The sequence below is a fragment of the Rheinheimera sp. ATLC3 genome (assembly GCF_059429535.1).
Genome location: NZ_CM182103.1, coordinates 3,874,398 through 3,897,362 on the forward strand (window position 1 = coordinate 3,874,398; position 22,965 = coordinate 3,897,362).

General features: G+C 49.2%; 21 protein-coding genes. 16 read left to right on the plus strand and 5 right to left on the minus strand.

The window, feature by feature from the left end; all coding sequences use genetic code 11:
- Positions 1 to 181: 181 nt before the first annotated feature.
- Both fadI and fadJ read left to right on the plus strand, forming a co-directional pair.
- Positions 182 to 1,492: an acetyl-CoA C-acyltransferase FadI gene (fadI, locus tag AC5SV9_RS18060; protein WP_475149180.1), complete on the plus strand. Its 1,311-nt coding sequence runs from the start codon at positions 182 to 184 to the stop codon at positions 1,490 to 1,492.
- Positions 1,492 to 3,624 (plus strand): fatty acid oxidation complex subunit alpha FadJ, encoded by a 2,133-nt coding sequence (fadJ, locus tag AC5SV9_RS18065; protein ID WP_475149182.1) that lies wholly within the window; start codon positions 1,492 to 1,494, stop codon positions 3,622 to 3,624. The genes fadI and fadJ overlap by 1 nt, the downstream gene beginning before the upstream one ends.
- A 310-nt stretch (positions 3,625 to 3,934) precedes the next feature.
- On the opposite strand, the gene hdfR is transcribed toward fadJ, so the two are convergent.
- Positions 3,935 to 4,789, minus strand: coding sequence for an HTH-type transcriptional regulator HdfR (hdfR, locus tag AC5SV9_RS18070; RefSeq protein WP_475149185.1), 855 nt, complete (start codon positions 4,787 to 4,789; stop codon positions 3,935 to 3,937).
- A gap of 129 nt (positions 4,790 to 4,918) precedes the next feature.
- Between hdfR and AC5SV9_RS18075 the strand changes: the two genes are divergently transcribed.
- Positions 4,919 to 5,266: a MaoP family protein gene (locus AC5SV9_RS18075; protein WP_475149187.1), complete on the plus strand. Its 348-nt coding sequence runs from the start codon at positions 4,919 to 4,921 to the stop codon at positions 5,264 to 5,266.
- A 47-nt stretch (positions 5,267 to 5,313) separates the two neighbouring features.
- Here the strand turns inward: AC5SV9_RS18075 and AC5SV9_RS18080 are convergent, their stop codons facing one another.
- Together AC5SV9_RS18080 and AC5SV9_RS18085 are read right to left on the minus strand one after the other, a co-directional pair.
- Positions 5,314 to 7,557, minus strand: a complete 2,244-nt coding sequence (locus AC5SV9_RS18080) for a putative bifunctional diguanylate cyclase/phosphodiesterase (protein WP_495473524.1) — start codon at positions 7,555 to 7,557, stop codon at positions 5,314 to 5,316.
- A gap of 34 nt (positions 7,558 to 7,591) precedes the next feature.
- Positions 7,592 to 10,387: an insulinase family protein gene (locus AC5SV9_RS18085; protein ID WP_475149192.1), complete on the minus strand. Its 2,796-nt coding sequence runs from the start codon at positions 10,385 to 10,387 to the stop codon at positions 7,592 to 7,594.
- Positions 10,388 to 10,593: 206 nt separating this feature from the next.
- Between AC5SV9_RS18085 and sixA the strand changes: the two genes are divergently transcribed.
- On the plus strand, positions 10,594 to 11,082 hold the full coding sequence (gene sixA, locus AC5SV9_RS18090) for a phosphohistidine phosphatase SixA (RefSeq protein ID WP_475149194.1): 489 nt from the start codon (positions 10,594 to 10,596) through the stop codon (positions 11,080 to 11,082).
- A gap of 17 nt (positions 11,083 to 11,099) precedes the next feature.
- On the opposite strand, the gene smrB is transcribed toward sixA, so the two are convergent.
- Positions 11,100 to 11,642 (minus strand): endonuclease SmrB, encoded by a 543-nt coding sequence (gene smrB / locus AC5SV9_RS18095; RefSeq protein WP_475149196.1) that lies wholly within the window; start codon positions 11,640 to 11,642, stop codon positions 11,100 to 11,102.
- 53 nt (positions 11,643 to 11,695) lie between these two features.
- Between smrB and prmB the strand changes: the two genes are divergently transcribed.
- From prmB to AC5SV9_RS18150, 11 genes are all read left to right on the plus strand, one after another.
- Positions 11,696 to 12,646 (plus strand): 50S ribosomal protein L3 N(5)-glutamine methyltransferase, encoded by a 951-nt coding sequence (gene prmB / locus AC5SV9_RS18100; RefSeq protein ID WP_475149199.1) that lies wholly within the window; start codon positions 11,696 to 11,698, stop codon positions 12,644 to 12,646.
- 34 nt (positions 12,647 to 12,680) lie between these two features.
- On the plus strand, positions 12,681 to 13,784 hold the full coding sequence (aroC, locus tag AC5SV9_RS18105; protein ID WP_475149201.1) for a chorismate synthase: 1,104 nt from the start codon (positions 12,681 to 12,683) through the stop codon (positions 13,782 to 13,784).
- 18 nt (positions 13,785 to 13,802) lie between these two features.
- Entirely contained in the window at positions 13,803 to 14,963 is a 1,161-nt protein-coding gene (locus tag AC5SV9_RS18110) for an MFS transporter (RefSeq protein WP_475149202.1), read from the plus strand.
- A gap of 34 nt (positions 14,964 to 14,997) precedes the next feature.
- On the plus strand, positions 14,998 to 16,128 hold the full coding sequence (locus AC5SV9_RS18115; protein ID WP_475149205.1) for an ATP-NAD kinase family protein: 1,131 nt from the start codon (positions 14,998 to 15,000) through the stop codon (positions 16,126 to 16,128).
- A 1-nt stretch (position 16,129) separates the two neighbouring features.
- Positions 16,130 to 16,417 carry a YfcL family protein gene (locus tag AC5SV9_RS18120; protein WP_475149206.1) on the plus strand — a complete coding sequence of 96 codons (288 nt, stop codon included), beginning with the start codon at positions 16,130 to 16,132 and terminating at the stop codon, positions 16,415 to 16,417.
- Between the two features lie 87 nt (positions 16,418 to 16,504).
- On the plus strand, positions 16,505 to 17,119 hold the full coding sequence (bamJ, locus tag AC5SV9_RS18125; protein ID WP_475149207.1) for a BamJ family beta-barrel-assembly machinery protein: 615 nt from the start codon (positions 16,505 to 16,507) through the stop codon (positions 17,117 to 17,119).
- 81 nt (positions 17,120 to 17,200) lie between these two features.
- Complete coding sequence (locus AC5SV9_RS18130) at positions 17,201 to 17,668, plus strand: GNAT family N-acetyltransferase (RefSeq protein ID WP_475149209.1); 468 nt, start codon at positions 17,201 to 17,203, stop codon at positions 17,666 to 17,668.
- 98 nt (positions 17,669 to 17,766) lie between these two features.
- Positions 17,767 to 18,597 (plus strand): hypothetical protein, encoded by an 831-nt coding sequence (locus AC5SV9_RS18135; protein WP_475149210.1) that lies wholly within the window; start codon positions 17,767 to 17,769, stop codon positions 18,595 to 18,597.
- A 110-nt stretch (positions 18,598 to 18,707) separates the two neighbouring features.
- Complete coding sequence (locus tag AC5SV9_RS18140; protein ID WP_475149211.1) at positions 18,708 to 19,922, plus strand: serine hydrolase domain-containing protein; 1,215 nt, start codon at positions 18,708 to 18,710, stop codon at positions 19,920 to 19,922.
- 97 nt (positions 19,923 to 20,019) lie between these two features.
- The gene (locus tag AC5SV9_RS18145; protein ID WP_417706734.1) at positions 20,020 to 20,349 is read left to right on the plus strand and encodes an ArsR/SmtB family transcription factor; all 330 of its coding nucleotides are present in this window, start codon (positions 20,020 to 20,022) and stop codon (positions 20,347 to 20,349) included.
- Between the two features lie 31 nt (positions 20,350 to 20,380).
- The gene (locus AC5SV9_RS18150) at positions 20,381 to 21,436 is read left to right on the plus strand and encodes an alkene reductase (RefSeq protein WP_475149213.1); all 1,056 of its coding nucleotides are present in this window, start codon (positions 20,381 to 20,383) and stop codon (positions 21,434 to 21,436) included.
- Between the two features lie 69 nt (positions 21,437 to 21,505).
- Here AC5SV9_RS18150 and dsbB read toward each other — a convergent pair whose 3' ends face one another.
- Positions 21,506 to 22,042 (minus strand): disulfide bond formation protein DsbB, encoded by a 537-nt coding sequence (dsbB, locus tag AC5SV9_RS18155; RefSeq protein WP_475149215.1) that lies wholly within the window; start codon positions 22,040 to 22,042, stop codon positions 21,506 to 21,508.
- Between the two features lie 170 nt (positions 22,043 to 22,212).
- Here dsbB and fadR point away from each other — a divergent pair, with 170 nt between their 5' ends.
- The gene (gene fadR / locus AC5SV9_RS18160; protein ID WP_134055500.1) at positions 22,213 to 22,929 is read left to right on the plus strand and encodes a fatty acid metabolism transcriptional regulator FadR; all 717 of its coding nucleotides are present in this window, start codon (positions 22,213 to 22,215) and stop codon (positions 22,927 to 22,929) included.
- The last annotated feature ends 36 nt before the right edge of the window (positions 22,930 to 22,965 follow it).

Genomic DNA, 22,965 nt, shown 5'->3' on the forward strand with positions numbered 1-22,965 from the left:
AATTAATTAATTTCATTGATTGTTTTTTCGCCATATGCCACAAAAACGGGCTAGGCTAAGACGTTATAACCTAAATATGGTTCAGTTTGCATTAAAACAAGTGTTTTAATTTTCGGCGTCTGTCGTTACAATCGACCGATAAATACAGGTCAGACCTGTATATTAATCACAGAGGAACACTATGAATTCGCCAATAAACCTTACTACCCGTCAGGGCGATCGCATCGCAATTGTCTCTGGTTTACGTACCCCTTTTGCTAAACAAGCGACAGAGTTTCATGGCGTATCTGCACTGGACTTGGGCAAATTGGTGGTTAATGAGCTGCTGATCCGCAGTGAGCTTGACGTTAAGCTGGTAGAGCAACTGGTTTATGGTCAGGTGGTGCAAATGCCTGAAGCACCGAATATTGCCCGCGAAATAGTGCTGGGTACAGGCATGAATGTGCATACTGATGCCTTTAGTGTTACCCGTGCCTGTGCTACCAGTTTTCAGTCTGTTGTCAGCGTAGCAGAGTCGATGATGGCGGGTATTACTCAGATAGGCGTTGCCGGTGGTGCTGACTCCAGCTCAGTGTTGCCTATTGGTGTCAGCAAAAAGCTTGCGCGGGCGCTGGTTGATTTAAATAAAGCCCGTACCTTTGGCCAGAAGCTGGCTATATTCCGCCGGCTCGGGTTAAAAGATTTACTGCCGGTACCTCCGGCAGTCGCGGAATACAGCACAGGCTTGTCGATGGGTGATACGGCAGAACAAATGGCAAAAACGCACGGTATAAGCCGTGCTGACCAGGATGCACTGGCACACCGCTCTCACACGTTGGCGGCTCAGGCCTGGCAAAGTGGTGTGATGCAAGATGAGGTGATGACAGCACACATTGAGCCGTACTCTCGCTATCTGGCTATTGATAACAATATTCGTCAGGACTCTAAATTAGAGTCTTACGCCAAACTTAAACCGGTTTTTGACCGCGCGCATGGCACTGTCACCGCGGCGAATGCCACCCCGTTAACGGATGGTGCTTCAGCGGTATTAATGATGACGGAAAGCCGCGCCAAAGCATTGGGTTACACGCCGCTGGGGTACATCCGCAGTTATGCCTTTGCTGCCATCGATGTGTACGACGATATGTTGATGGGGCCATCTTATGCTACGCCAATAGCACTGGATAGAGCTGGCATGTCGTTAAATGATCTGACGTTGATTGAAATGCACGAAGCCTTTGCAGCACAGACACTGGCCAACGTTAAAATGTTTGCCAGTAAAAAATTCGCGCAGGAGAAACTTGGCCGCAGCAGCGCCATTGGTGAAATTGATATGACAAAATTTAATGTGCAGGGCGGTTCACTGGCTTACGGACACCCGTTTGCGGCTACCGGCACCCGCTTAATTGTGCAGACGCTGAACGAGTTAAAACGCCGCGGTGGCGGTACGGGCTTAACCACAGCTTGTGCTGCCGGTGGCTTAGGCGCGGCGATGATTTTGGAGACAGAATAATGACAACTACTAACAGTTTCAGCCTGCAAATCCGCGAGGACAATGTCGGTGTTATTACAATGGATATTGCCGGCGAGTCGATGAATGTACTAAAAGCCGCTTTTGCTGAAGAAATAACAGCGCTGCTGGCAGAGATTAAAGCCAACAGCCATCTCAAGGGGCTGGTGTTTATCAGTGGCAAGAGTGATTCCTTTATCGCCGGTGCCGATATTTCGATGCTGGACAATTGCCATTCCGCAGCCGAAGCTGAAGCGATTGGCCGTATGGGACAACAGATGTTTGATCAGCTTGAACAGCTGAGTATTCCGTTGGTCGCGGCTATTCATGGCCCTTGTCTTGGCGGTGGTTTGGAGCTGGCGATGGCATGTCATGCCAGGGTGGCTACGACAGATAGCAAAACCGTGCTGGGCCTGCCGGAAGTGCAGTTGGGCTTATTGCCAGGCAGTGGCGGTACGCAGCGCCTGCCGCGTTTAGTGGGCTTGCAAAAAGCCCTTGATATGATTTTAACCGGCAAACAGCTGCGGGCAGCTCAGGCGAAAAAAGCAGGGTTGGTTGATGATGTTGTGCCGCAAAGCATTTTACTCGATGCCGCAGTTAAGCTGGCATTAAAAGGTAAACCTCAGCGCGGGCAACCGAAGCTTAACCTGGTGGGCAAAGTGCTTGAGCGTACCGCATTTGGTCGTAATATCCTGTTTAGCCAGGCGCGTAAACAAACACTGAAAAAAACGCAGGGCAACTATCCGGCACCGCTGAAAATTCTTGAGGTGATTAAAACCGGCGTAGATAACGGTAAGCAGGCTGGCCTGGCAGCTGAGGCCAAAGCCTTTGGTGAGCTGTGTATGACCAAAGAGTCAGCGGCGCTACGCAGCTTATTTTTTGCCACAACCCAGATGAAAAAAGAAACCGGTGCCGGTGATATTAAACCGGCTAAAGTACATAAAGCTGCGGTATTGGGCGGTGGCTTAATGGGCGGCGGTATTGCCAACGTTACGGCGACTAAAGCAGGTGTGCCGGTCAGGATTAAAGATATCAACGAGCAGGGTATCAGTAACGCACTTAAATACAGCTACTCACTCCTGCAGAAAAAGTTTAAGCGCCGTTTTATCAGCAAAGCTGACATGCAGCGGCAAATGTTGCTGATCACAGGCACAACCGATTACAGCGGTTTTCATGATGTGGATATTGTGGTTGAAGCGGTGTTTGAAGACTTAGCATTGAAGCAGCAAATGGTGGCAGACATTGAACAGCATTGTACAGAAAATACCGTTTTTGCCAGCAACACCAGCTCATTGCCAATCGGTCAGATCGCTGCTAAGGCACAACGGCCGGAAAATGTAATTGGCCTGCATTACTTCTCACCGGTAGATAAAATGCCGCTGGTTGAGGTCATTGCGCACAAGACAACGTCTGAACAAACCATAGCCACGACTGTTGCTTTTGCCCGTAAGCAAGGCAAAACGCCGATAGTGGTAAAAGATGGGGCAGGTTTCTACGTTAACCGTATTCTGGCGCTGTATATGAACGAGGCGGCCAATATCCTGCTGGAAGGCGAGCCGGTTGAGAAGATCGATAAAGCTCTGGTTAAGTTTGGCTTCCCGGTGGGGCCGATGACATTGCTCGATGAAGTTGGTATAGATGTTGGCGCAAAGATTTCACCTATTCTGGCGAATGAACTGGGAGAGCGGTTTGTAGCGCCGTCGGCGTTTGATAAGTTACTTGCAGATGGCCGTAAAGGTAAAAAGTCTGACAAAGGCTTTTATCTATACGGTAACAACAGCAAAAAAGGCAAAAAGCTGGTTGATGAAAGCGTTTATCCGGTACTGGGTGTTACAGTCGCACCGAAACTTAGCGCAGACGACATCAGCCGCCGCTGTGTCGTCCAGATGCTGAATGAAGCGGTCCGCACGTTAGAAGAAGGCATTATTGCCTCCGCCCGTGATGGTGATATCGGTGCGATATTCGGTATAGGTTTTCCGCCGTTCCTTGGCGGGCCGTTCCGCTATATTGACCAGTTAGGTGCCGCTGAGCTGGTAGCCCAGTTACGCAATCTGGAGTCGCGTTTTGGTAGCCGTTTTACACCTGCCGCGCTGCTGGTGACTATGGCTGAACAACATAAACGGTTCTACGACTAAGCTAGCTGGCGAAAATACAACCAAAGGTTAACAACATCAGATAAATAAGGGCGCTATAATGGCGCCCTTTGTTTTAGCTGTTCGATGTATAGTGTTATGGGGGCCCTGTGTTGTTGTTACCTGTTGTTTGGCTGCTGACGGCCGCTGGTATTTACGTTGCGGCGCTGCGTAGCGGTATGACTGCTGTTAAATGGGCCTTAGCGGCGCTGTGCACCGGCCCACTGCTGATCCCGCTGTTTAGCAGCCACAAGCGGTTGGTACTAAGCAAATCGCGGGGAAACAGCACCGGTTTATTCCGGCCCTGAGTTTTTCAGCTCTGTAGCAGTGCATTGCGTAACTGAGTAATAATCTCACTGATTTGCTTGCGTGGCGCTGCTTTAGGCAGCGATATTGCAAACAACTCCCTGGTCATTACCGGGGCGTCTTTAATCAGCTTCAAACTGCTGTCAGCCATCAGGTTCTGCACCATCGTCTCCGGCAGATAAGCTGAGCCTCCACTTTGCTGCATCAGTTCCAGAGCGATGCGTGCACTGCCTGTGCGGATGTAAGGAGCTGGCAGTTCCGGAAAAAAGCGGGCGTGTTGTGTATCGAAGGCAGTACCCCAATCAATGTGTATGTAGCTGTGTCGCATCGCGCTGGCCGCACTATTATCAGCAAAGGTCGTGACCGGTACCAGTTTGATATCACCCAGTTTATCTATTTGCATTTCGTCCATTTTTGGTGCGTCGAACAAAATGGCTAAATCGAGATGTCGCTCCAGCACCTGACGTGCTATCTGATCTTTGCCCATTGATTCTGCACGCCATGACAGATCGGGCAGGGCTTGCTGTAACCTGATAAAGCCTTGCAGTAAAAACGCATCCCAGACATTCGCAGTTGCTGCAATAGATAGCGGTGCTGCTTGTTCTGCACTAACCGCCATAGCCTGCTTGGCGCGTTGTAGTGCTGCCAGCATAGCTTCTGCATGCGGTAACAGGCGCTCACCGGACGCGGTAAGCTGAATGTTGTTGCGATAGCGGCTGAACAGATTTACCCCTAATTGTTGCTCAAGCTGACGGATACGAAAACTGACGGCTGACTGTGTTAAATAGAGATTTTCGGCGGCTTTACCAAAATGTCTGGTACGCTGAACTTCGATAAAGGTTTTAAGCAGTTCGGTATCCAAATTTGACCCTTTAAAAAATTTATGGTGTCGATAAAAAATATTTGTTTTACGACAGGAATATTGTTAACCATACTCCGCACAGTTTAAACAGGCTGGCTTGATATTCAACGAGATTAGAGGAAAAAAGTGATGCAGCAAAGTTTTGTCGCTAACCGTCGCTTTTTCGATGACCGTAATTTCCCAAAAGGATTTACGCGGTCCGGGCGCTTTACTCTGGCAGAAGGTAATATGCTGGAGAAACATGGGGTGGCAATGCAGGAACTGGAGCAGGGCAGTCGTGCACCAGTGAATGATGAAGAGAAACGCTTTATTGCAGTGTGTAAAGGCGAAGAGCCTGCCACCACAGCGTATGAAAAGACCTGGCTGAAATACCGGCAACGGCTTGCAGAAAAGCGCAAGTTTCATACGGTGTTTGGTAAGAAGCGAATTGCCGATGGCAGTGACGACTTCTCTTACGTCGAGACCGATGCTGATTAGCAAAAAAAGCCCCTGCACATAGGGGCTTTTTTGTGGCTGCAGTCTGATTAAACCGGTACAGCGCTGAGTTTGATGCGACGGGCTTTTTGTTCCTGCAGGAAGTGGGTAAATTCGCTGTCTGAAAGCGGTTTGCTGTAGTAGTAGCCCTGTATCACGTCACAGCGAAGTTTGCGCAGCATTGCCAATTGGTCTTCCTGCTCAACACCTTCTGCAACCACACTCAGGCTTAGGTTGTGGGCTATCGTCATGATGGTATCGACCATATTACGACCGCGGGCTGTGTTCATATCATCAATAAAAGCTTTATCAATTTTTAGTGTGTTTAGCGGAAACTGTTTTAAATACGCCAGCGAAGAATAGCCGGTGCCAAAGTCATCCATCGCCAGGTGAATACCTCGGGCACGCAGTTTTTTCATCGTCTCAATCGCCTGCGGCGGAGACTGCATAACTGTGCCTTCAGTGATCTCAAGCTCAAGGTGATAAGACGGCAGCTCAGCTTGCTGCAAAGTGTCGTCAATCAATTCACATAAATATGGCAGACTAAACTGACGTGACGATAAATTTACTGCAACCCGGCCTTGAAACAGCCCCTGATCTATCCAGCCTTTAACAGCCTGGCACGCCTTGCGTAATACGACTTCACCAATTTCGATGATCTGCCCGGTCTCTTCTGCTACCGGAATAAAGCTGGCGGGGCTTACGATACCGCCTTTGGGCGTAATAAAACGTACCAGTGCCTCCATGCCGACCAGCTGGCCGCTAACAATGTCCATTTTCGGCTGATAATACACTGCAAAGTAATCTTCTTTTAAACCATGCCGTATCAGGTTTTCCAACTGCAGTCTTTTAACCGCCAGTTTATTCATAGAATCATTGAAGAACAGGTACCGGTTTGCACCCTGGCTTTTAGCGTGGTACATCGCCGTGTCTGCATTTCGCAGCAATGCCTGCGGATCCATACCATCATCCGGGAACAGCACTATACCAACGCTACTGGTTATCACCAGTTCATGCTGGTTGACCAATAGCGGCTGATTGATTAACGCCAGCAGTTCTTTTGCTAACGAGGTGATATGATGCAGATCATTGGTTTGATCCAACATAATAGCGAATTCATCGCCACCAAGACGGTATAGTTTACTGTGATATTTACTGTAACTGCTTAACCGATCAGCCAATTTACACAGCAGGCTATCGCCCAGTTCATGGCCAAGCGAGTCATTGATTTTTTTAAAGTTGTCTAAATCAAACACCAGCAAAGCGTGCTCAGTTTTGCTGCTGACGAGTTCCCCCAGTTTTTGCATAAACTGGGCCCGGTTGGGCAAGCCGGTTAAGGTGTCGCTGTTGGCAAGGCGGTGTAGCTCGGCTTCACGTTGTTTACGTTCGGTAATATCTGAAAACACAGCCACATACTGGGTTACATTGCCCTGGTCGTCTTTTATCTGATCAAAAGTCAGCTCCGCCTGGTATATGTTGCCGTTTTGGTGCTGTTCCTGAATTTCGCCACTCCAGGTGCCGGTTTTAGCCAGTTGTCTATTCACGTCGTGCATAAAGGCACTGGGATACAGGGACAGCTCAAAGCGCTGTTGCAGTATTTGCTCGCGGCTTTTGCCGGTGATTTTGCTAAACGAAGGGTTTACTTCGAGAATAGTAAAATTGGTGTCACAGATAACGACAGCGTCGGATATTGTTTTCAGGCAGCGGGCAAATAGCTGCAATTGCTCTTCAGTCTGTTTTAACTGGTTAATATTTTTCAGGGTGCCTGTCATCCGGGCAGGTTTGCCGTTTGCAGAAAAAGAAACCGTCTTACCGCGGTCTAACACCCAGATCCAGTTGTTGTCAGCGCCCTTTAAGCGGTAAGTCGCTTCAAAATGCGCTGTTTTCCCGTCCAGATGATCTTGTAATAACTGGCTGACCCTCTCCAGGTCCTGCGGATGGATTTGGGCTTTATTTGGTGGAAAATCTTGTGATTCAGGCGTCAGTTCAACCGGATGTAACCAGGAACTTGAACGGTATAATTCGCTGCTACCGATTTTCCAGTCCCATAACTCGTCGCCGCTACCCCATAAAGACAGGCGCAGCCGTTCTTCGCTTTGTTCGAGTTTGGTTTGATAACGCCGCATTTTTACAATGCTAAGATGTGCCAGAACCAGGGCACCGAAAGAGCCCAATAGCACCAGGCTCAGCGTATAAGGTTGCAGGTAATCCCAACCCGTTGCGTATAAGCTAAAAGGTAGGCAGCTGAACAAAATAGCGCTGATTATTATAATAATTTTTTGCTTTAGAGACACTTATAGCAGCTACCGGATAATACGAGTTTCCACGTTATATAACTTTATCTGTAGTGTCAAAACCAATTTGCGTTTGTTTCAACTGCTGCTTCAGGCTTTGTGGGTCACTGAAGCGCAAGTGGCTATGTTCTGGCTTACTATCTGTTGCCAGAAAGATAGCGTCGTAATCGGGCAACAGCAGTTGCTGTAAAAAACCGGTAAATTGCTCCAGCGTAAGTTGTTGCATGCTTTGCACAATACGTTCATTTAACGCAAAACTGTAATCCTGCTGGCCCAATGCCAGCCAATAACGTTTGGCCCTGGCGCCCAGGCTGTTATCACGCTCGTTAAGCTGCGCTAATATCCCGTGCTTAATTTCGGCGAACTCCTCGGCAGATAATGTCTCAGTGTCAGATAAAAAAGCACGGAAAAACATCACTGTTGCTTCATACAAGGTATCACAACGGGTTGTTGGTGATTGCACATAAAAAGCTATGCCGGGTAGCATATTAATAGGCACATAACCGGTTCCTACCAGATAACCGAGCTGCTGCTCAGTGCGAAGCTGATGAAAGTACTCTGGCGACATAACATGGTTAGCAAGCATAAACAGCGCCATTTGCTCGGGCGTGGCATGCTGCGCAGGCAGATATATTACCAATGCATGGTCGCTGTGCTCTACGTCCAGTTGCAGCCAGACAGGCCCCAGCCCCTGTATGTTAAATTGGGGATTCGGTAATCGGTTTCCTGTATCAGGCAGCTTTGTTTGCCACTGTTTCAGGATTGTAGTTAGTTGCTGAGCCTGAGCGGATGTCCAATTACCAAGCATCAGACTTTCAATATGTACCTGTTGCAGTAATTGCTGATGAAATTGTATGAAGCTCTGGAAATCCAGCTCTTCCAGTGCGTCGGCCAGTATATCTATTTCTGGGTTTTGTGGCTGCAATAAAGCCGAAAGCTGGCTAAACAAGCGTGCTACCGGCTTATTTTTGCTGCTGTTACGCCAGTGCCGGCTGAGTTGACGTTTAAGTTCACTAAAGCGGTGCGCACTGAAATCCTGCTGCAGCATCTGTTGCAGTAAATCCTGTAACAGCCTGAGTTGGTTAGCACTCAGACCGCTGGTGTGAATACTGATACCCTGACGCTGCACATGGAGGTTGTACACCAGGCCGATAGTCGTTGCGGCATAGAATTGCTGGTTAATGTTGTCCAGAAAAAGCTCAACCCAAAGCCGTGTCGCGGCCAGTTGCCGGCAATTCCCCAAACTTTGTGGCAAACTGAGCTGGACAAACAGGTGGCCTTTGGGACTGGCAAACTCGGTATCAGCTTTGTACCAGATACACAATGACTTCTCATCATGAATACACACCGGGTTGTCCATATGTTTGTCTGGCGCCAGCAGCGTGATGTCACCGTCAAGATAGGGATTGGTAGCAGGTAAACGTAGCTGAGGATCAGGTTTGGCGTTGCTGAGCTGTGCCAATAAGTCGGGTTTCAGTTTGTCAATGCTGTAAGGCGTATGGTACCAACGCGCCTGCTGTTGTACCGGTACGCCAGGTGCAATCAGCATCAGACGCATATTTTCACTGTTAAAGTAGCCAAGCACCTGTTGATACAACGCTTCGTTTGGCTGCTCCATCCGGTAGTCGCCAAAAATAATGTCGTGCACAGGGTAATGTTGCATGCTGACTGACAGATGAGTTGCTGTTTGCAGCGCGGTAGCCGGCTCCTGATACAGATATGCCCAGTGCAGTAATTTCTGCCGTTCGGCAAATAATGACTGTGGCAGTGGCCTGGCTTTTAACATAGCCAGCATACTAAAAAGCGCCTGTAAAATACGATCCCGCTCGGTCAGCCCTTTTTCGGTCAGCTCAAACGAAATGGTAAAGTCTTTATAATTACTGCCATCAATGCCGCCACCAGCACTGAGTTGGTTAACTAAATCCTGCTGTTTAAGTAAACTTAGCAATGACCCCGGCCCTTCATCACCGAGTATATGTGCAATAAAACTGATCACTTTATGCCGGTACCAAGGCTGTATATCCGGTAGCGCAAAGCTGACTACCAATTTTTGTGTGTCGCGATGCGGCTGAATGTTCAATTGTATTGCCTGGTGCTGCTGCAGATAGAGTGGCACGTCGAGCGGTGGCTTTTTCGGCAAATGCGAGGGCAGGGTGTAAAAATACTGTTCAACATACTGTTGCTGCTGAACCAAAGGCAAGGACGACACCAATGTCAGTGTCATCCGGCTGGCGCTGTACTGGGTGGCAAAGAATTCTTGCAGTGCATGCTGTAAGCTGCCTTGTTCTGTGTCGGCCAAAGTACTCAGGTTACCGACAGAGAACTTGGCAAAAGGATGCGCCGGGTTAATGCTCTCTTTATGAGCCTGATATATACGCCGGCCATCGTCTTTTAATTTCAGCGAAAACTCAGCTTCAATAGCATGGCGCTCTTTCTCAACGTATTCACTGTTGAATAAAGGTTGGCTGAACATATCGGCAAAGCGTGCCAGTGCTTCAGCAAAAAAACGCGTATCAATATCAAAGAAAAAGCTGCTGTGCTCAGTGCCGGTCCATGCATTATGGCTGCCACCGTGATGGTTAATAAAATGCTGATATTCGCCGGCATCAGGATAGTTAACTGAGCCAAGAAATAGCATATGTTCCAGAAAGTGAGCTAACCCTTCGCGCTCGGCGGGGTCGTCAAAGTGTCCGACATTCACTGTCAGGGCTGCAGCACTTTTTTCGCTGTCGGCCTGATGCACCAGCAGCACGGCTAAACCATTTTCCAGTGTCAGATACTGGTATTGCCGGCAGTCGTTAGGGCTTTGCAATATTTGGCTATTTTCCAACAGTAGCGCCTTTTCAGGTAGCGACAATATAAATCTGAATACACATTGTCATAGCAATAAGTAATAAGCAACTTGGGTGTTATGCGTTAATAGCAGTTACTCTTAGTGGTAACTTTCATTATCATAGCGCACAATTTTTACCCGGCGTATTGTTATCTGCCCCGGTTCAGTTAACAGGAAACCCAGAGCAGTATGGTGTCACAAAAATGGTAAATCTCGTTATTATGCGCCACGGTGAGGCTGAACCACTGTCATCTGAAGATAGCCAGCGGCAGCTTACCGACCGTGGGCAGCATGAAGTTAACCAGATGGCACTGTGGTTACAGCAACATTATGCTGCATTTGACTGGATTTGGGCCAGCCCTTACAAGCGAACCCGCCAGACTGCCGAATTAATGTTAGCTAAGCAGGCTCCGTTTAGCCAGTTAGAACTATTGCCGGAGCTGGTACCAGACGCCGATGCTGCACTATTTAAAAGTTATTTCGATGCCTGTATCAGTGAAAAACCTGATGCCCGCGTGCTACTTGTCTCGCATATGCCACTGGTCAGCTTTCTAGTTGAAGCCTTTACATTGCCAGGGCAGGCGCCGGTATTCAGCACCGCACAACTAGCGTGTATCGACTACAGCCCTATGCAGGGAGGGAAGTTGTTGGAACGTTTATCACCTGCAGATCTGACACTTGTTAGTTTTTGACATGGATAGCCGGTAGTTTAATCGTCAATCTGCAGTAACAGCAACAGGGCGCCATGTTTACCCCAGCTTTTTGGGGCGGTATGAAAGGCGCGTACGTTAGGATGCTGAATTAGCCAATTCGGTACTTTTCTGGCAAGAATACCAAGACCTTTACCGTGTACCACACAGGCACAATTAATGTGTTGCTTAGCGCAATAGGCCAGCAAACCGGCCAGTTCTGTTTTTGCTTCGCGCGTGGTCATACCGTGCAAATCCAATAAGACCTGTGGCTGAAACTCACCGCGACGCAGCCGCCCCGGTAAGTGAGGGTCGTCGCCTTGCCTTAACCAGCTGAGGCTGCCGCCATCTGCGACATAACCTTCGAATTCGTCAGAAAACCAGAACAAATTTTCATCAAGCTGATGGCTTAAGACGTCTGCACGTCTTTTTTGCTTGCGAGGTGTGACGCTTGGCGGTATCTTGTCCTGCGCAATAGGCCTTGCCCCCGTTATCGACTCGCGAAACAGCAGACTGTCTTCGGCACTGATACCGGGTGATGTTACACTGACTTTCTTTTGCATGGCGCAAGTCTACTCAAACTTACCGGTTAATACAAAAAGAGCTTAAATTCATCATGTCCGACACTGGCGAACTGCTGTTTACCCCTGAATTATTAAGCGATGCTGCTGCTGAGCTTCATACTGTGCATGACTGGCTGCGTTTCGCGGTCAGTAAACTTAATCAATCCGGTGTTTATCTGGGGCATGGCACTGATAATCCATGGGATGAAGCTGCCGGACTACTGTGCTTTGTACTGCATTTGCCTCCGTTGACGGACGATAAGCTATTACATGTCAGACTAACCCGCGATGAGCGGCAGCAATTTTTAAGCTTGTTGCGTCAGCGAATAGAACAGCGGATCCCTGCGGCATATATCACGCAACAGGCATACTTTGCCGGTTTACCGTTTTATGTTGATGAGCGGGTGCTGGTACCGCGCTCACCTATTGCCGAGCTGATTAACTGTAAATTTATCCGTCAGTTAAACGGCAAACCGGTGCAACAGGTACTGGATTTATGCACCGGCTCCGGTTGTATTGCCATTGCCTGCGCTTATGCCTTTGAAGATGCGCAGGTTGATGCGGTGGATATCAGTGAAGATGCCCTTGATGTGGCGCAGTATAACATTGAACAGCATGGCCTTGAGCAGCGTGTATTTCCCATATTATCAGATGGTTACAGTGCGCTTGGCGGAGCTAAGTATGACTTGATCGTGACCAATCCGCCGTATGTTGATGCCGACGATATGGCCGATTTGCCGGACGAGTATCGGCATGAGCCTGAGCTGGGACTGGCGTCCGGTGAGGATGGGCTGGCGCTGACACGACACATTTTACGCGGTGCTGCTGAGCATCTTACCGATGGCGGTGTGCTGGTATGTGAAGTGGGTAACAGCATGGTGCAACTGCAGCAGGATTATCCGGATGTTGCCTTTGACTGGCTGCAGTTTGAGCATGGTGGCATTGGCGTGTTTGCTATCAGCAAAGCTGAGTTGGAGCGTTGTCAGCATTTGTTTCAGGATTAATCAGTATTAAAACCTATTAGCGTTAGGAGTCGTTATGGCCGGTAACAGCATCGGGCAATTGTTTAAAGTCACAACTTTCGGTGAAAGCCATGGCCCGGCCATTGGGGGGATTGTTGATGGTTGTCCGCCGGGAATGACGCTGACAGCGGAAGATCTGCAGCTTGACTTAGACCGGCGAAAGCCTGGTACATCACGCTACACCACGGCGCGGCGTGAAGATGATGCGGTTAAAATTCTGTCCGGTGTATTTGAAGACACCACGACCGGAGCCAGCATAGGTTTACTGATAGAAAATACCGATCAGCGCTCGCAGGATTATTCTAATATCAAAGATTTGTTCCGGCCCGGTCACGCCGATTACACCTACTGGCATAAGTACGGCATCCGTGATTACCGGGGTGGTGGCCGCTCGTCAGCGCGCGAAACAGCGGTACGTGTTGCTGCCGGTGCTATTGCCAAAAAATACCTGCGTGAGCAGTGTGGTATAGAGATCCGCGGGTATCTGGCGCAGCTTGGGCCGGTAAAAGCTGAGCTGGTAAGTTGGGACGAAGTCGAAAATAACCCGTTTTTTTGCCCCGACCCGTCAAAGCTGGATGCACTGGATGACTATATGCGCCAGCTAAAAAAAGACGGCGATTCAGTGGGCGCCCGGGTAAATGTTGTTGCCAGCAACATGCCGGTCGGCTGGGGCGAACCCGTATTTGACAGGCTGGATGCAGATATTGCCCATGCGATGATGAGCATTAATGCGGTAAAGGCTGTTGAAATTGGCGACGGTTTTGCGGTGGTTGAGCAGTGTGGTTCTACCCACCGCGATGAGCTTTCACCGCAAGGTTTCAGTGCCAATCATGCCGGTGGTGTGCTCGGTGGTATTTCATCCGGCCAGGACTTACTGGTGAGCATGGCGTTAAAGCCAACGTCAAGTATTAGCATCCCGGGTAAAAGTATCAATACCTCTGGCGAGGTGGTCGATATTGTTACCAAAGGCCGGCACGACCCTTGCGTTGGCATCCGCGCTGTGCCGATTGCTGAGGCGATGTTGGCGATTGTACTGATGGATCATTATCTGCGTCACCGTGCGCAAAATCTGCATGTACAGGTGACAACCCCCGATATCGCCCGCGTTAACCGCGATTAACCCAGCGTGATGATGCAAATGTCTGCCAGGCCAGCTTTAGTGCTGGCTTACTTTACCTATTTTGGCGTGCTGGGCATTTTCGTGCCTTACTTTGGCCTGTTTTTAGATGGCCGCGGGCTGAGCTCAGCTGACATAGGTTTGTTACTGGCAATTGTTACCGCCAGCCGCATTGTTGGCCCTTCGGTGTGGGCACTGGTTGCCGAACGCACAGGTAAACCTCTGCTGGTGATGCGATGCGGCGCAATACTCGCCAGTTTGGGGTGGTTAAGCAGCTTTGCCGATTATGGCTTCTGGCCACTGTTATGTGGTTTTGCGTTATTCAGTTTTTTCTGGACGGCTATTTTACCGCAGTTAGAAGTATCAGCCTTTGCTTTTTTAAATGATGATACCCAGGCCTACGGCCGTATTCGTACGTCTGGCAGTGTTGGTTATATCGTTTTAGTTATGCTGGGCGGCTGGCTGTTTGAGCGCTATGGAAGCGAGTTTTTACCGTTGTCGGCGTTGTTGTTTCTATTGCTGCTGTTATGCAGTTTGTTCCTATTACCTAACGTCAGTGTCAACGCAGAGCTTAGCAGCGAGCATGTCAGTTTTACGAAACTTATCAAAAACACCGTATTAGTACGGTTTATGCTGGCGGCGTTGTTATTACAGATGAGTTTTGCCCCTTTTTATGGGTTTTTCACGCTGTACAGCCGGGATTTGGGCTACAGCGGTACCCAAACCGGTCTGTTTATTGGCCTGGCTATTCTGGCTGAAATCGTCGCATTTTATTTTGCCGGCAGTTTAATGCGTAACCGAAGCTACCGGCTGCTGCTGAGCGTCTGCTACGGTGTGACGGTATTACGCTGGTACATGCTGGCAACAGTGGCGGATAACGTTTGGCTGTTGTGTTTTAGTATGTTACTGCATGCTGGTAGCTTCGCGATTGCCCACAGCTGTGCCATGCAGTTTATTCAGCAATTTTTTCCAAGGAAGCTGCGTAGCCGAGGTCAGGCGATGTATGCCGGTGTTATTTTCGGCGGTGGTGGAGCCATTGGTGCCTATTTCTCTGGCTTGTTATGGCAGAACGGCGCTGGTGCCAGCCTGACATTTACTGCTGCGGCGTTATTGGCTTTAGCGGCTACTTTGCTGGCGCTGACGCTGCCCGGTGGAAAAGGGGCCGGCAAGACATTACAATAGCGGCCGTTTTCACAGCAGCAAAGGTGTATGCAGTATGGCTAATCTGTTCCGGCTGGGGCTTATTATTAACCCGTTAGCGGGGCTTGGCGGCAGCGTTGGTTTAAAAGGTTCAGACGGTCAGGCGCAAAAAGCACTGGAGCTTGGTGCAAAGCCGCAGGCAATGCAGCGGGTAAAAACGGCGTTGACAGAGCTGCTGGCGCAAAAAGACAAATTTGAAATACTAACCGTCGCCGGCGATATGGGCCACAGCGTCTGTGAAGAGCTCGGTTTGCAAAGCCAGGTAATTTATACACCACCTTCATGGCCGTCCAGCGCAAACGATACCGAAAATGCAGCCAGACTGTTAGCACAGCAGGGGGTGGATATTCTGTTGTTTGCCGGTGGCGATGGTACTGCACGTAATATCTGCGCCGCTGTGGCTGATAATACTACTGTGCTGGGTATTCCGGCAGGCGTGAAAATTCACTCTGGCGTGTATGCTATATCACCGCAGGCGGCCGGTAAGCTGGTGGCTAAGTTGGTGGCTGGCGAGCTGGTATCACTTAGCGAAGCGCCGGTAATGGACATTGATGAACAGGCGTTCAGAACCGGCGTGGTAAAAGCTCGCCGCTTTGGCGAGATGCGTATCCCTGCGCTGCTGCGTTATGTGCAAAGCGTAAAAATGGGAGGGCGCGAGTCTGAAGAGCTGGTACTGGCCGATTTAGCTGCTTATGTCGTTAGCCAGCTTGAAGATAATGTGCGCTACGTAATGGGCTCCGGCTCTACGGTAGCAGCCGTCATGGCTGAGCTTGGCGTTGATAATACCCTGCTGGGCGTCGATGTCGTCGAGAACGGGCAGCTGATAGCCAAAGATGTTACCGCCGCAGAGCTGCTGCAGCTGGTGCAGGGCAGGCCGAGTAAGCTTATCATTACGTTGATTGGTGGTCAGGGCCATGTGTTTGGCCGCGGTAATCAGCAGTTGTCTCCCGAGGTTATCCGCGCCATTGGCCGCGATAACATTTTACTTATTGCCAGCAAAACCAAACTGCAGCAGCTTGATGGCAGGCCGTTACTTGCCGACAGCGGTGATGCGACATTGGACAGGCAGCTCACCGGATTAATTAATATTCTGACCGGCTACAACGATTATGTGATGTACCGCTTAGGCTATGAAGACGAGGAATAACATGACAACAGCAGTACCCGAGCAATTTATTGATGCGGTAACCGAGCTTTTTGATGCATTGGTGCCGGTTGCGACTGACGATGAGCTGTTTGCATCAGGTTATCTGCGCGGCCACTTCGACCTTGCGGTAGGCACACTGCAAGTAGAAGGCGCGCCTTTTGCGGCATCTGATGTAATAAGTCAGGTCAGTGGTACTTTACAGCAGGCTATAACAACAGGTGAATTGAATGAGCAGGATCAGCAACACGTAAATTCGATTTGGTTGCGTGTTCAGCAGCTGGCAGCCTGAGCTGACAAGACATTCGCGCGCTTATGCGCTACCATAAGCGCACTTTTAACCAAAAGCCGTTTGGCTTTTCCAGCATAAGTGGAACTCATGTCAAAATATACAACGCTTGAACAGCACGCCAGCTATGGTATCGGTTTACAGATGGGCCAGCAGCTGGCCGACAACCCGTTTGAAGGTCTGGATATCGACGCGGTAGCAGCCGGTGTGATTGCGGCCTTCACTGAACAGACTCAAGAGGTAAGCGACGAGCAAATTCGTGCTGCCTTTACTGTGATCAGCGAGCGTATGCAGGCTGAGCAGGCAGAAAAAGCAGAACTACTGGCCGAGGCCGGTGAAGCTTTCCTGGCTGAAAACGCCAAGCGTCCTGAAATCACCGTAACTGACTCAGGCTTACAATACGAAGTCCTGGTGGCGGCAGAAGGCGAAAAGCCAACTCGCAATTCAACTGTACGTACGCACTACCACGGTACTTTGATTGACGGCACAGTGTTTGACAGCTCTTATCAGCGTGGCGAGCCGGCAGAATTTCCGGTATCCGGCGTTATCGCTGGCTGGACGGAAGCGCTGCAGCTGATGGCACCTGGCAGCAAACTGCGTTTATACATTCCGCACAACCTGGCTTACGGCGAGCGTGGTGCAGGTAATGCTATCGCGCCTTTTAGCGCACTGATTTTCGATGTAGAACTGTTAGCTATACTGTAATAGCGCTCAGTATGCAACAAAGCCCTGCTTAGCAGGGCTTTGTTGCTTTCAGGTGTAGCAACACATAATCAGCAGGTAAGTATGTATCACATCCGCCCTTATCAGATTGGTGAAGAGCCGCTTTTACGCGAACTGTTTTATCACACTGTACATAACGTAAATCAGCGCGACTATACGCTTGAGCAGCGTAATGCCTGGGCTCCGGAGCGCTTCGATGCAAACACCTGGGCACTGCGTATTATGCAAAGTGAGCCCTTTGTCGCGCTGGATAATGACACTATTGTAGGGTTTGCCAATGTACAACATGATGGCTATATCGACTTCTTCTTTTGTCATCATGCATACCAGGGTAAAGGCGTAGGCAAAGCGCTGATGCAGCACATCATAAAAACCGGTCGTCGCTATGGTCTGAAACGCTTTTATGCCGACGTCAGTATAACGGCAAAGCCATTTTTTCAGCATTATGGCTTTGTTGTAGTGCGCCAACAGCAAAAAGAAGTGCGGGGTGTGGGACTAACCAATTTTTTAATGGAAAAGCGCCAGGCCTAAATGACTGCTAGTGACAGCCACACCCGCAGCAATTTTCCCCTAATTAAAAACTCCTTCTATAGTTAAACACGGACAAAACATGCTGAAGGAGGCAGGCTATGCTGTTAATAAAAAGATTCTCTGCGGTTTTTGCTATCTGTGTTTCTGGCATTCTGCCAACAACTTCCACTATGGCGGCAGATAGCGGCAGTAAATATGATGTTATCGGCATTACACTTGGTATGACTGTTGAAGATGCAAAGCAAAAGCTGCGGGACTTTGGCATTGAAGAGCAGTCAATATACGAAACCCGCATGTCGTACAGTTATAGCGATGGCATAAATCACAATTTTAAAACGGATGATTTTGTTTACCGGATAATCGGTGCGAATAAAGCGCTATATAAAGACGGTAAACAGCACAGTGACTCTATTACCCTGTATTTTTCACCGCCTCCTGAGGGGGGACGGCTGGTTGGTTTGCAACGCCTGATGCTAAACGGCATTGATCCGGTTACAGGTGGCCAGTTTAAGCAAGCGGTTATTGATAAATATGGCGAGCCGACTACCGCAAACAGCAACACATTGAACTGGAAGTTTGGCAGTGGCAATAAAAACTGCCTGTCCGCCAGTCAGGATGGTACAGGGGTAGCGTTGCCTGACAGCAGTAAAAATAAAAGCATCCTGGATATGGTTTTTGTAAAAAGATCAGGTCAGTACCGGCTGGACTTGTTCAGAGTAAGCCGGATTAAAAATCTTGATGAATGCGCCAATATGCTGGAATTCAAGCTTACCGCTACAGATACCAAGCCAGCAAACAGTGTGACAACCACAATGATTGATATTCCATCTTGGGTGAGTGCTGAATTGGCCGCCGGAGCAGAAGTAGAAAGATTACGAAAAGCGGCTGTTGAAAAACGCGAAGGTAAGGGCAAAGTGCCTGCTCTGTGACTATGCGCTGTACTTTTACTTGTAAGAATACATACAGCGCTGATTGAGTATCAGACGCGGTGGCTATTTGCTGCCACACCACTCAGCTTTAACCCAAGGATATTATTTCAATGTTCGCTTTACAGACAAAAAACGCTTTTCTACTTATCTGTCTGCTGTTTGCCTTTTCGGCCAGTACCGCTGAAACTGCTTACCGTCATGCAAATGAAACCATTGGTAGTGTGCGCGAAGTATACGATGGCAAATTGTACCCCGATATTCAGGTGAATACCTTTCGCAACATCGATCGCTTATTTCCCAGCCGCATTGTTAAGCGCGGCAACACAGTACTTGAGTTGCCACAGAGCAAAAATCCGCTGCAGCAGTTCTCCTACGATGTCGATGGCAAGCAGTATGACTTGTACGATGTGTTGTCAATGAACCGTGTCAGCGGCATGTTGATTTTACACCACGGCGAGGTTGTGTTTGAAAAATACCAGTTGGGTAATGACCAGCATACACGCTGGATGTCGATGTCGGTGGCAAAATCAGTGACGGCGACACTGATAGGTGCGGCGATACAGGATGGCGCGATAAAAAATGTCGATGCCCCGATTGTGGATTACTTGCCTCGGTTTAAAAACACCGCTTATGACGGTGTAACGGTGCGCCAGTTGTTACAGATGCGGTCCGGGGTAGCGTGGAATGAAACCTATACCGACCCGGCGTCAGACCGCAGACGCATGCTAGAGGCGCAAATAAGCCAGAAGAGCGGCGCTATCCTGGAGCTGATGGCCTCTTTACCGCGTGCTGCACAACCCGGCAGTGTGTGGAATTACAGCACCGGCGAAACGCAGGTAGCTGGCGCCCTGGTGCAGGCGGCAACAGGAAAGCCGGTAGCGGAGTATTTATCAGAGAAAATCTGGGCAAAACTTGGTATGCAGGCTGATGCCAGCTGGTGGCTGGAATCGCCCGGTGGGTTGGAAATCGGTGGTAGCGGTTTGTCAGCAACAATGCGGGACTATGGCCGGTTTGGTTTATTTTTACTGCATGACGGTATCATTAACCAGCAGCGTGTTTTGCCACAAGGCTGGCTGGATGCCGCAAGCAGTGCACAGAGAATTAATGGTAAAGAGGTTGAGTATGGTTACATGTTATGGCCACTGCATGGCCGAAGTTACGCGGCCGAGGGCATTTTTGGCCAATACGTATTTGTTGACCCCGATAAACAGCTGGTAGTGGTGATGTTAAGTGCACAGGCTAAGCCATTAAACCGTGCCCCCTTGGATGAACATAGATTTTTACGCGCCTTGTCAGCATATTTCCCAGATAGCAGTCTTAAATAGCTGCACTCACAAAATATTTTTGCGCGGGCAGTTGAAATACATATTTTGCACCCGCATATATCGCTTTATCGCGATATTTAAATGAATCGATTTTGTTATGGCATTTTCAGATACTACACAATTAACGGCTAAACAGCTGGACGACATTATTAAGGCGCTGGCGCATCCGGTAAGGCGCAATATTTTGCATTGGCTGAAAACGCCAGAGCAATATTTTGCTGATCAGGACCACCCACTTAGCCTCGGCGTTTGTGCCGGCAAAATTGAGCGTCAAACCGGCTTGTCGCAAAGCACGGTGTCGGCACATCTGGCAACGCTGCAGCGTGCCGGGGTTATCAATAGCCAGAAAGTCGGGCAATGGCATTTTTTTAAACGGGATGACGTGATGATCAGTCAGTTTCTGGCGCAAATCAGTCATCAGTTATAGATAAGTACTTTCAACAGCACAGGATATAGATATGGCAACCTTATTTGACCCAATACAAATCGGCGATTTACAGTTACCCAACCGCATTATTATGGCGCCTTTAACACGCTGTCGCGCCAGCGAAGGCCGCGTACCCAACGAATTAATGGCCGAATATTACACTCAGCGCGCCACTGCCGGGCTTATTCTGACTGAGGCAACCTCTGTTACTCCTATGGGCGTGGGCTATCCGGATACACCTGGGATCTGGTCAGATGAACAGGTTGCAGGCTGGCGCAAAATTACTGCGGCGGTACATGAAGCGGGTGGGCGCATTATGTTACAGCTATGGCATGTGGGACGTATTTCTGACCCGTTGTATTTAAACGGTGAATTACCGGTAGCGCCAAGCGCGATACAACCTGCCGGACATGTCAGTTTGGTGCGGCCGAAAAAAGATTTTGTTACCCCGCGTGCGCTTGAAACTTCGGAAATAGCAGGTATTGTCGAGGCCTACCGCAAAGGGGCAGAAAATGCCAAGCTGGCTGGCTTTGACGGTGTTGAAATTCATGGCGCTAATGGCTATTTGTTAGATCAGTTCCTGCAGGACAGCACCAATACTCGCAACGACAACTACGGTGGTAGTATTGAAAATCGTGCCCGTCTGATGCTGGAGGTCACTGATGCCGTGGTCGCTGTCTGGGGAGCCGGCCGTGTTGGTATGCATCTGGCACCGCGGGCTGATGCTCATGACATGGGTGACTCACAGCGTGCTGATACTTTCGGTTATGTCGCCAAAGAACTGGGTAAGCGTGGTATTGCGTTTATCTGTGCCCGGGAAGCGCAAGCCGAAGATAGCCTTGGCCCAATGCTGAAGCAACAGTTTGGTGGCGTTTATATCAGCAATGAGAAGTTTGATAAAGCCTCAGCAACTAAGGCGCTGGCAGAGGGCAGTGCCGACGCCGTGGCCTTTGGTGTGCCTTTTATTGCAAACCCGGATTTAGTACAGCGTTTTGCTGTCGATGCAGCATTAAACACTGCTAAGCCAGAGCTGTTTTACGCCAGCGGCAAAGAGGGCTATACCGACTATCCATTTTTAGCACGTTAGCCTGTATAAACAAGAAAACCGGCGTTTGCCGGTTTTTTTGTTTAGTTATAAGAGCTTGTGTATTTTTTATTAGCCCCGGTATGGGTTGCTGCTTAATCTGACAAGCTGTGACAACAACAGTACCGCCGCAATGGCGGCATAAATACATAGTGAAAATGCGCTCCAGAAGGCCATACTCTGGCCTAAAAACTGCCAACTGGTATCGCCACAGCTACCGGTCGGTTCAAATACTGATGGTAACCATTTGTCCAACGGCATCCACGTAGGAAAATCGGCAAACAGGGCGCAGCTGAAAAAGCCGCCTTCGGCCAGCAGCTTTTCAATTTCTAATAGCTCATTGGCCTGCATTACACCAAAGAGTGCAGCAGCCAGCATACCAAGCAATGCAACAACACGTAGCAGTGTATGAGCGGGGGCAATTAAACCGATGATGCCGGCCAGCAATACGCCGGTAAAGGCGCTGCGTACATAAATGCATTTGATGCATGGCTGCATATTCAGGCCATACTGGAAATACAGCGCTGTGCCAAGCAACATCAGACATGACAAGACTACCAAAGCCCAGCCCCAGCGCTTAGTAGATAAACGTTTGAAATAATGTAGCATTTCCTATCCTTCTGACGGGGATTTTTGTCAACTGCCGTTAATCTACGGTATTTGTTGTCAATGTACAATCAAGCTGTTACCAATGGCTATTTTCAGGCGGTGACTTGTTAACTGTTGGCGCTCTGGTACAATCAGTGCAAATTTCTGAACAAGAAGACGGATAGATCCGCATGACTAATCTGATAAAAGCGCAAAGCCCGGCCGGGTTTGCTGAAGAGTATATTGTTGACTCGATTTGGAACGGTAAATTTGCGCCTGGTTCAATACTGCCTGCAGAGCGTGAGTTATCAGAGCTTATCGGCGTAACCCGTACCACTTTGCGTGAAGTTTTACAGCGTTTAGCCCGTGATGGCTGGTTAACCATCCAACATGGTAAGCCAACCAAAGTGAATAACTTTTGGGAAACGTCAGGCTTAAATATTCTTGAAACGCTGGCGCGGTTAGATGAAGAACGGATGCCGGAACTGGTAGACGAGTTGCTGTCAGCGCGCACCAATATCAGCGCGATCTATATTCGCGGTGCTATTAAGAACCATGCCCAGCAGGTGGTGGATATTTTTGCCGGTGCTGAAGCGCTGGAAGACACCGCTGAAGCTTTTGCCGAATTTGACTATAACCTGAACCATGAGTTGGCACTGCATTCTGCTAACCGGATTTACGTACTGATTTTAAACGGCTTTCGTGGTTTGTATAACAAAATTGCCCGTTTTTACTTCTCTCACCCGCAAGCTCGTGAGCTGGCGCGTAAGTATTATCACCAGATTAAACTGTACGCCGAAAATGGTAAGTTTGATGAAGTGGTATTTGCCGTGCGTAAATACGGTAAAGAAAGTGGCCTGGTCTGGTCAGAACTGCGGCCGCAGATCCCAAAAGATTTGGTTGAGTAACTCGTTAATATAAACCGCCTGAGGGCGGTTTGTTGT

Bases quoted from the DNA above. Each gene is read 5' to 3' on its own strand.
- AC5SV9_RS18115 (WP_475149205.1), top strand. From the start codon at position 14,998: ATGGCTAATCTGTTCCGGCTGGGGCTTATTATTAACCCGTTAGCGGGG.
- AC5SV9_RS18130 (WP_475149209.1), top strand. From the start codon at position 17,201: ATGTATCACATCCGCCCTTATCAGATTGGTGAAGAGCCGCTTTTACGC.
- AC5SV9_RS18075 (WP_475149187.1), top strand. From the start codon at position 4,919: ATGCAGCAAAGTTTTGTCGCTAACCGTCGCTTTTTCGATGACCGTAAT.
- fadR (WP_134055500.1), top strand. From the start codon at position 22,213: ATGACTAATCTGATAAAAGCGCAAAGCCCGGCCGGGTTTGCTGAAGAG.
- aroC (WP_475149201.1), top strand. From the start codon at position 12,681: ATGGCCGGTAACAGCATCGGGCAATTGTTTAAAGTCACAACTTTCGGT.
- sixA (WP_475149194.1), top strand. From the start codon at position 10,594: ATGGTAAATCTCGTTATTATGCGCCACGGTGAGGCTGAACCACTGTCA.
- dsbB (WP_475149215.1), bottom strand. From the start codon at position 22,042: ATGCTACATTATTTCAAACGTTTATCTACTAAGCGCTGGGGCTGGGCT.
- AC5SV9_RS18120 (WP_475149206.1), top strand. From the start codon at position 16,130: ATGACAACAGCAGTACCCGAGCAATTTATTGATGCGGTAACCGAGCTT.
- bamJ (WP_475149207.1), top strand. From the start codon at position 16,505: ATGTCAAAATATACAACGCTTGAACAGCACGCCAGCTATGGTATCGGT.
- prmB (WP_475149199.1), top strand. From the start codon at position 11,696: ATGTCCGACACTGGCGAACTGCTGTTTACCCCTGAATTATTAAGCGAT.
- AC5SV9_RS18145 (WP_417706734.1), top strand. From the start codon at position 20,020: ATGGCATTTTCAGATACTACACAATTAACGGCTAAACAGCTGGACGAC.
- AC5SV9_RS18150 (WP_475149213.1), top strand. From the start codon at position 20,381: ATGGCAACCTTATTTGACCCAATACAAATCGGCGATTTACAGTTACCC.
- smrB (WP_475149196.1), bottom strand. From the start codon at position 11,642: ATGCAAAAGAAAGTCAGTGTAACATCACCCGGTATCAGTGCCGAAGAC.
- AC5SV9_RS18135 (WP_475149210.1), top strand. From the start codon at position 17,767: ATGCTGTTAATAAAAAGATTCTCTGCGGTTTTTGCTATCTGTGTTTCT.
- fadJ (WP_475149182.1), top strand. From the start codon at position 1,492: ATGACAACTACTAACAGTTTCAGCCTGCAAATCCGCGAGGACAATGTC.
- AC5SV9_RS18110 (WP_475149202.1), top strand. From the start codon at position 13,803: ATGTCTGCCAGGCCAGCTTTAGTGCTGGCTTACTTTACCTATTTTGGC.
- AC5SV9_RS18140 (WP_475149211.1), top strand. From the start codon at position 18,708: ATGTTCGCTTTACAGACAAAAAACGCTTTTCTACTTATCTGTCTGCTG.
- fadI (WP_475149180.1), top strand. From the start codon at position 182: ATGAATTCGCCAATAAACCTTACTACCCGTCAGGGCGATCGCATCGCA.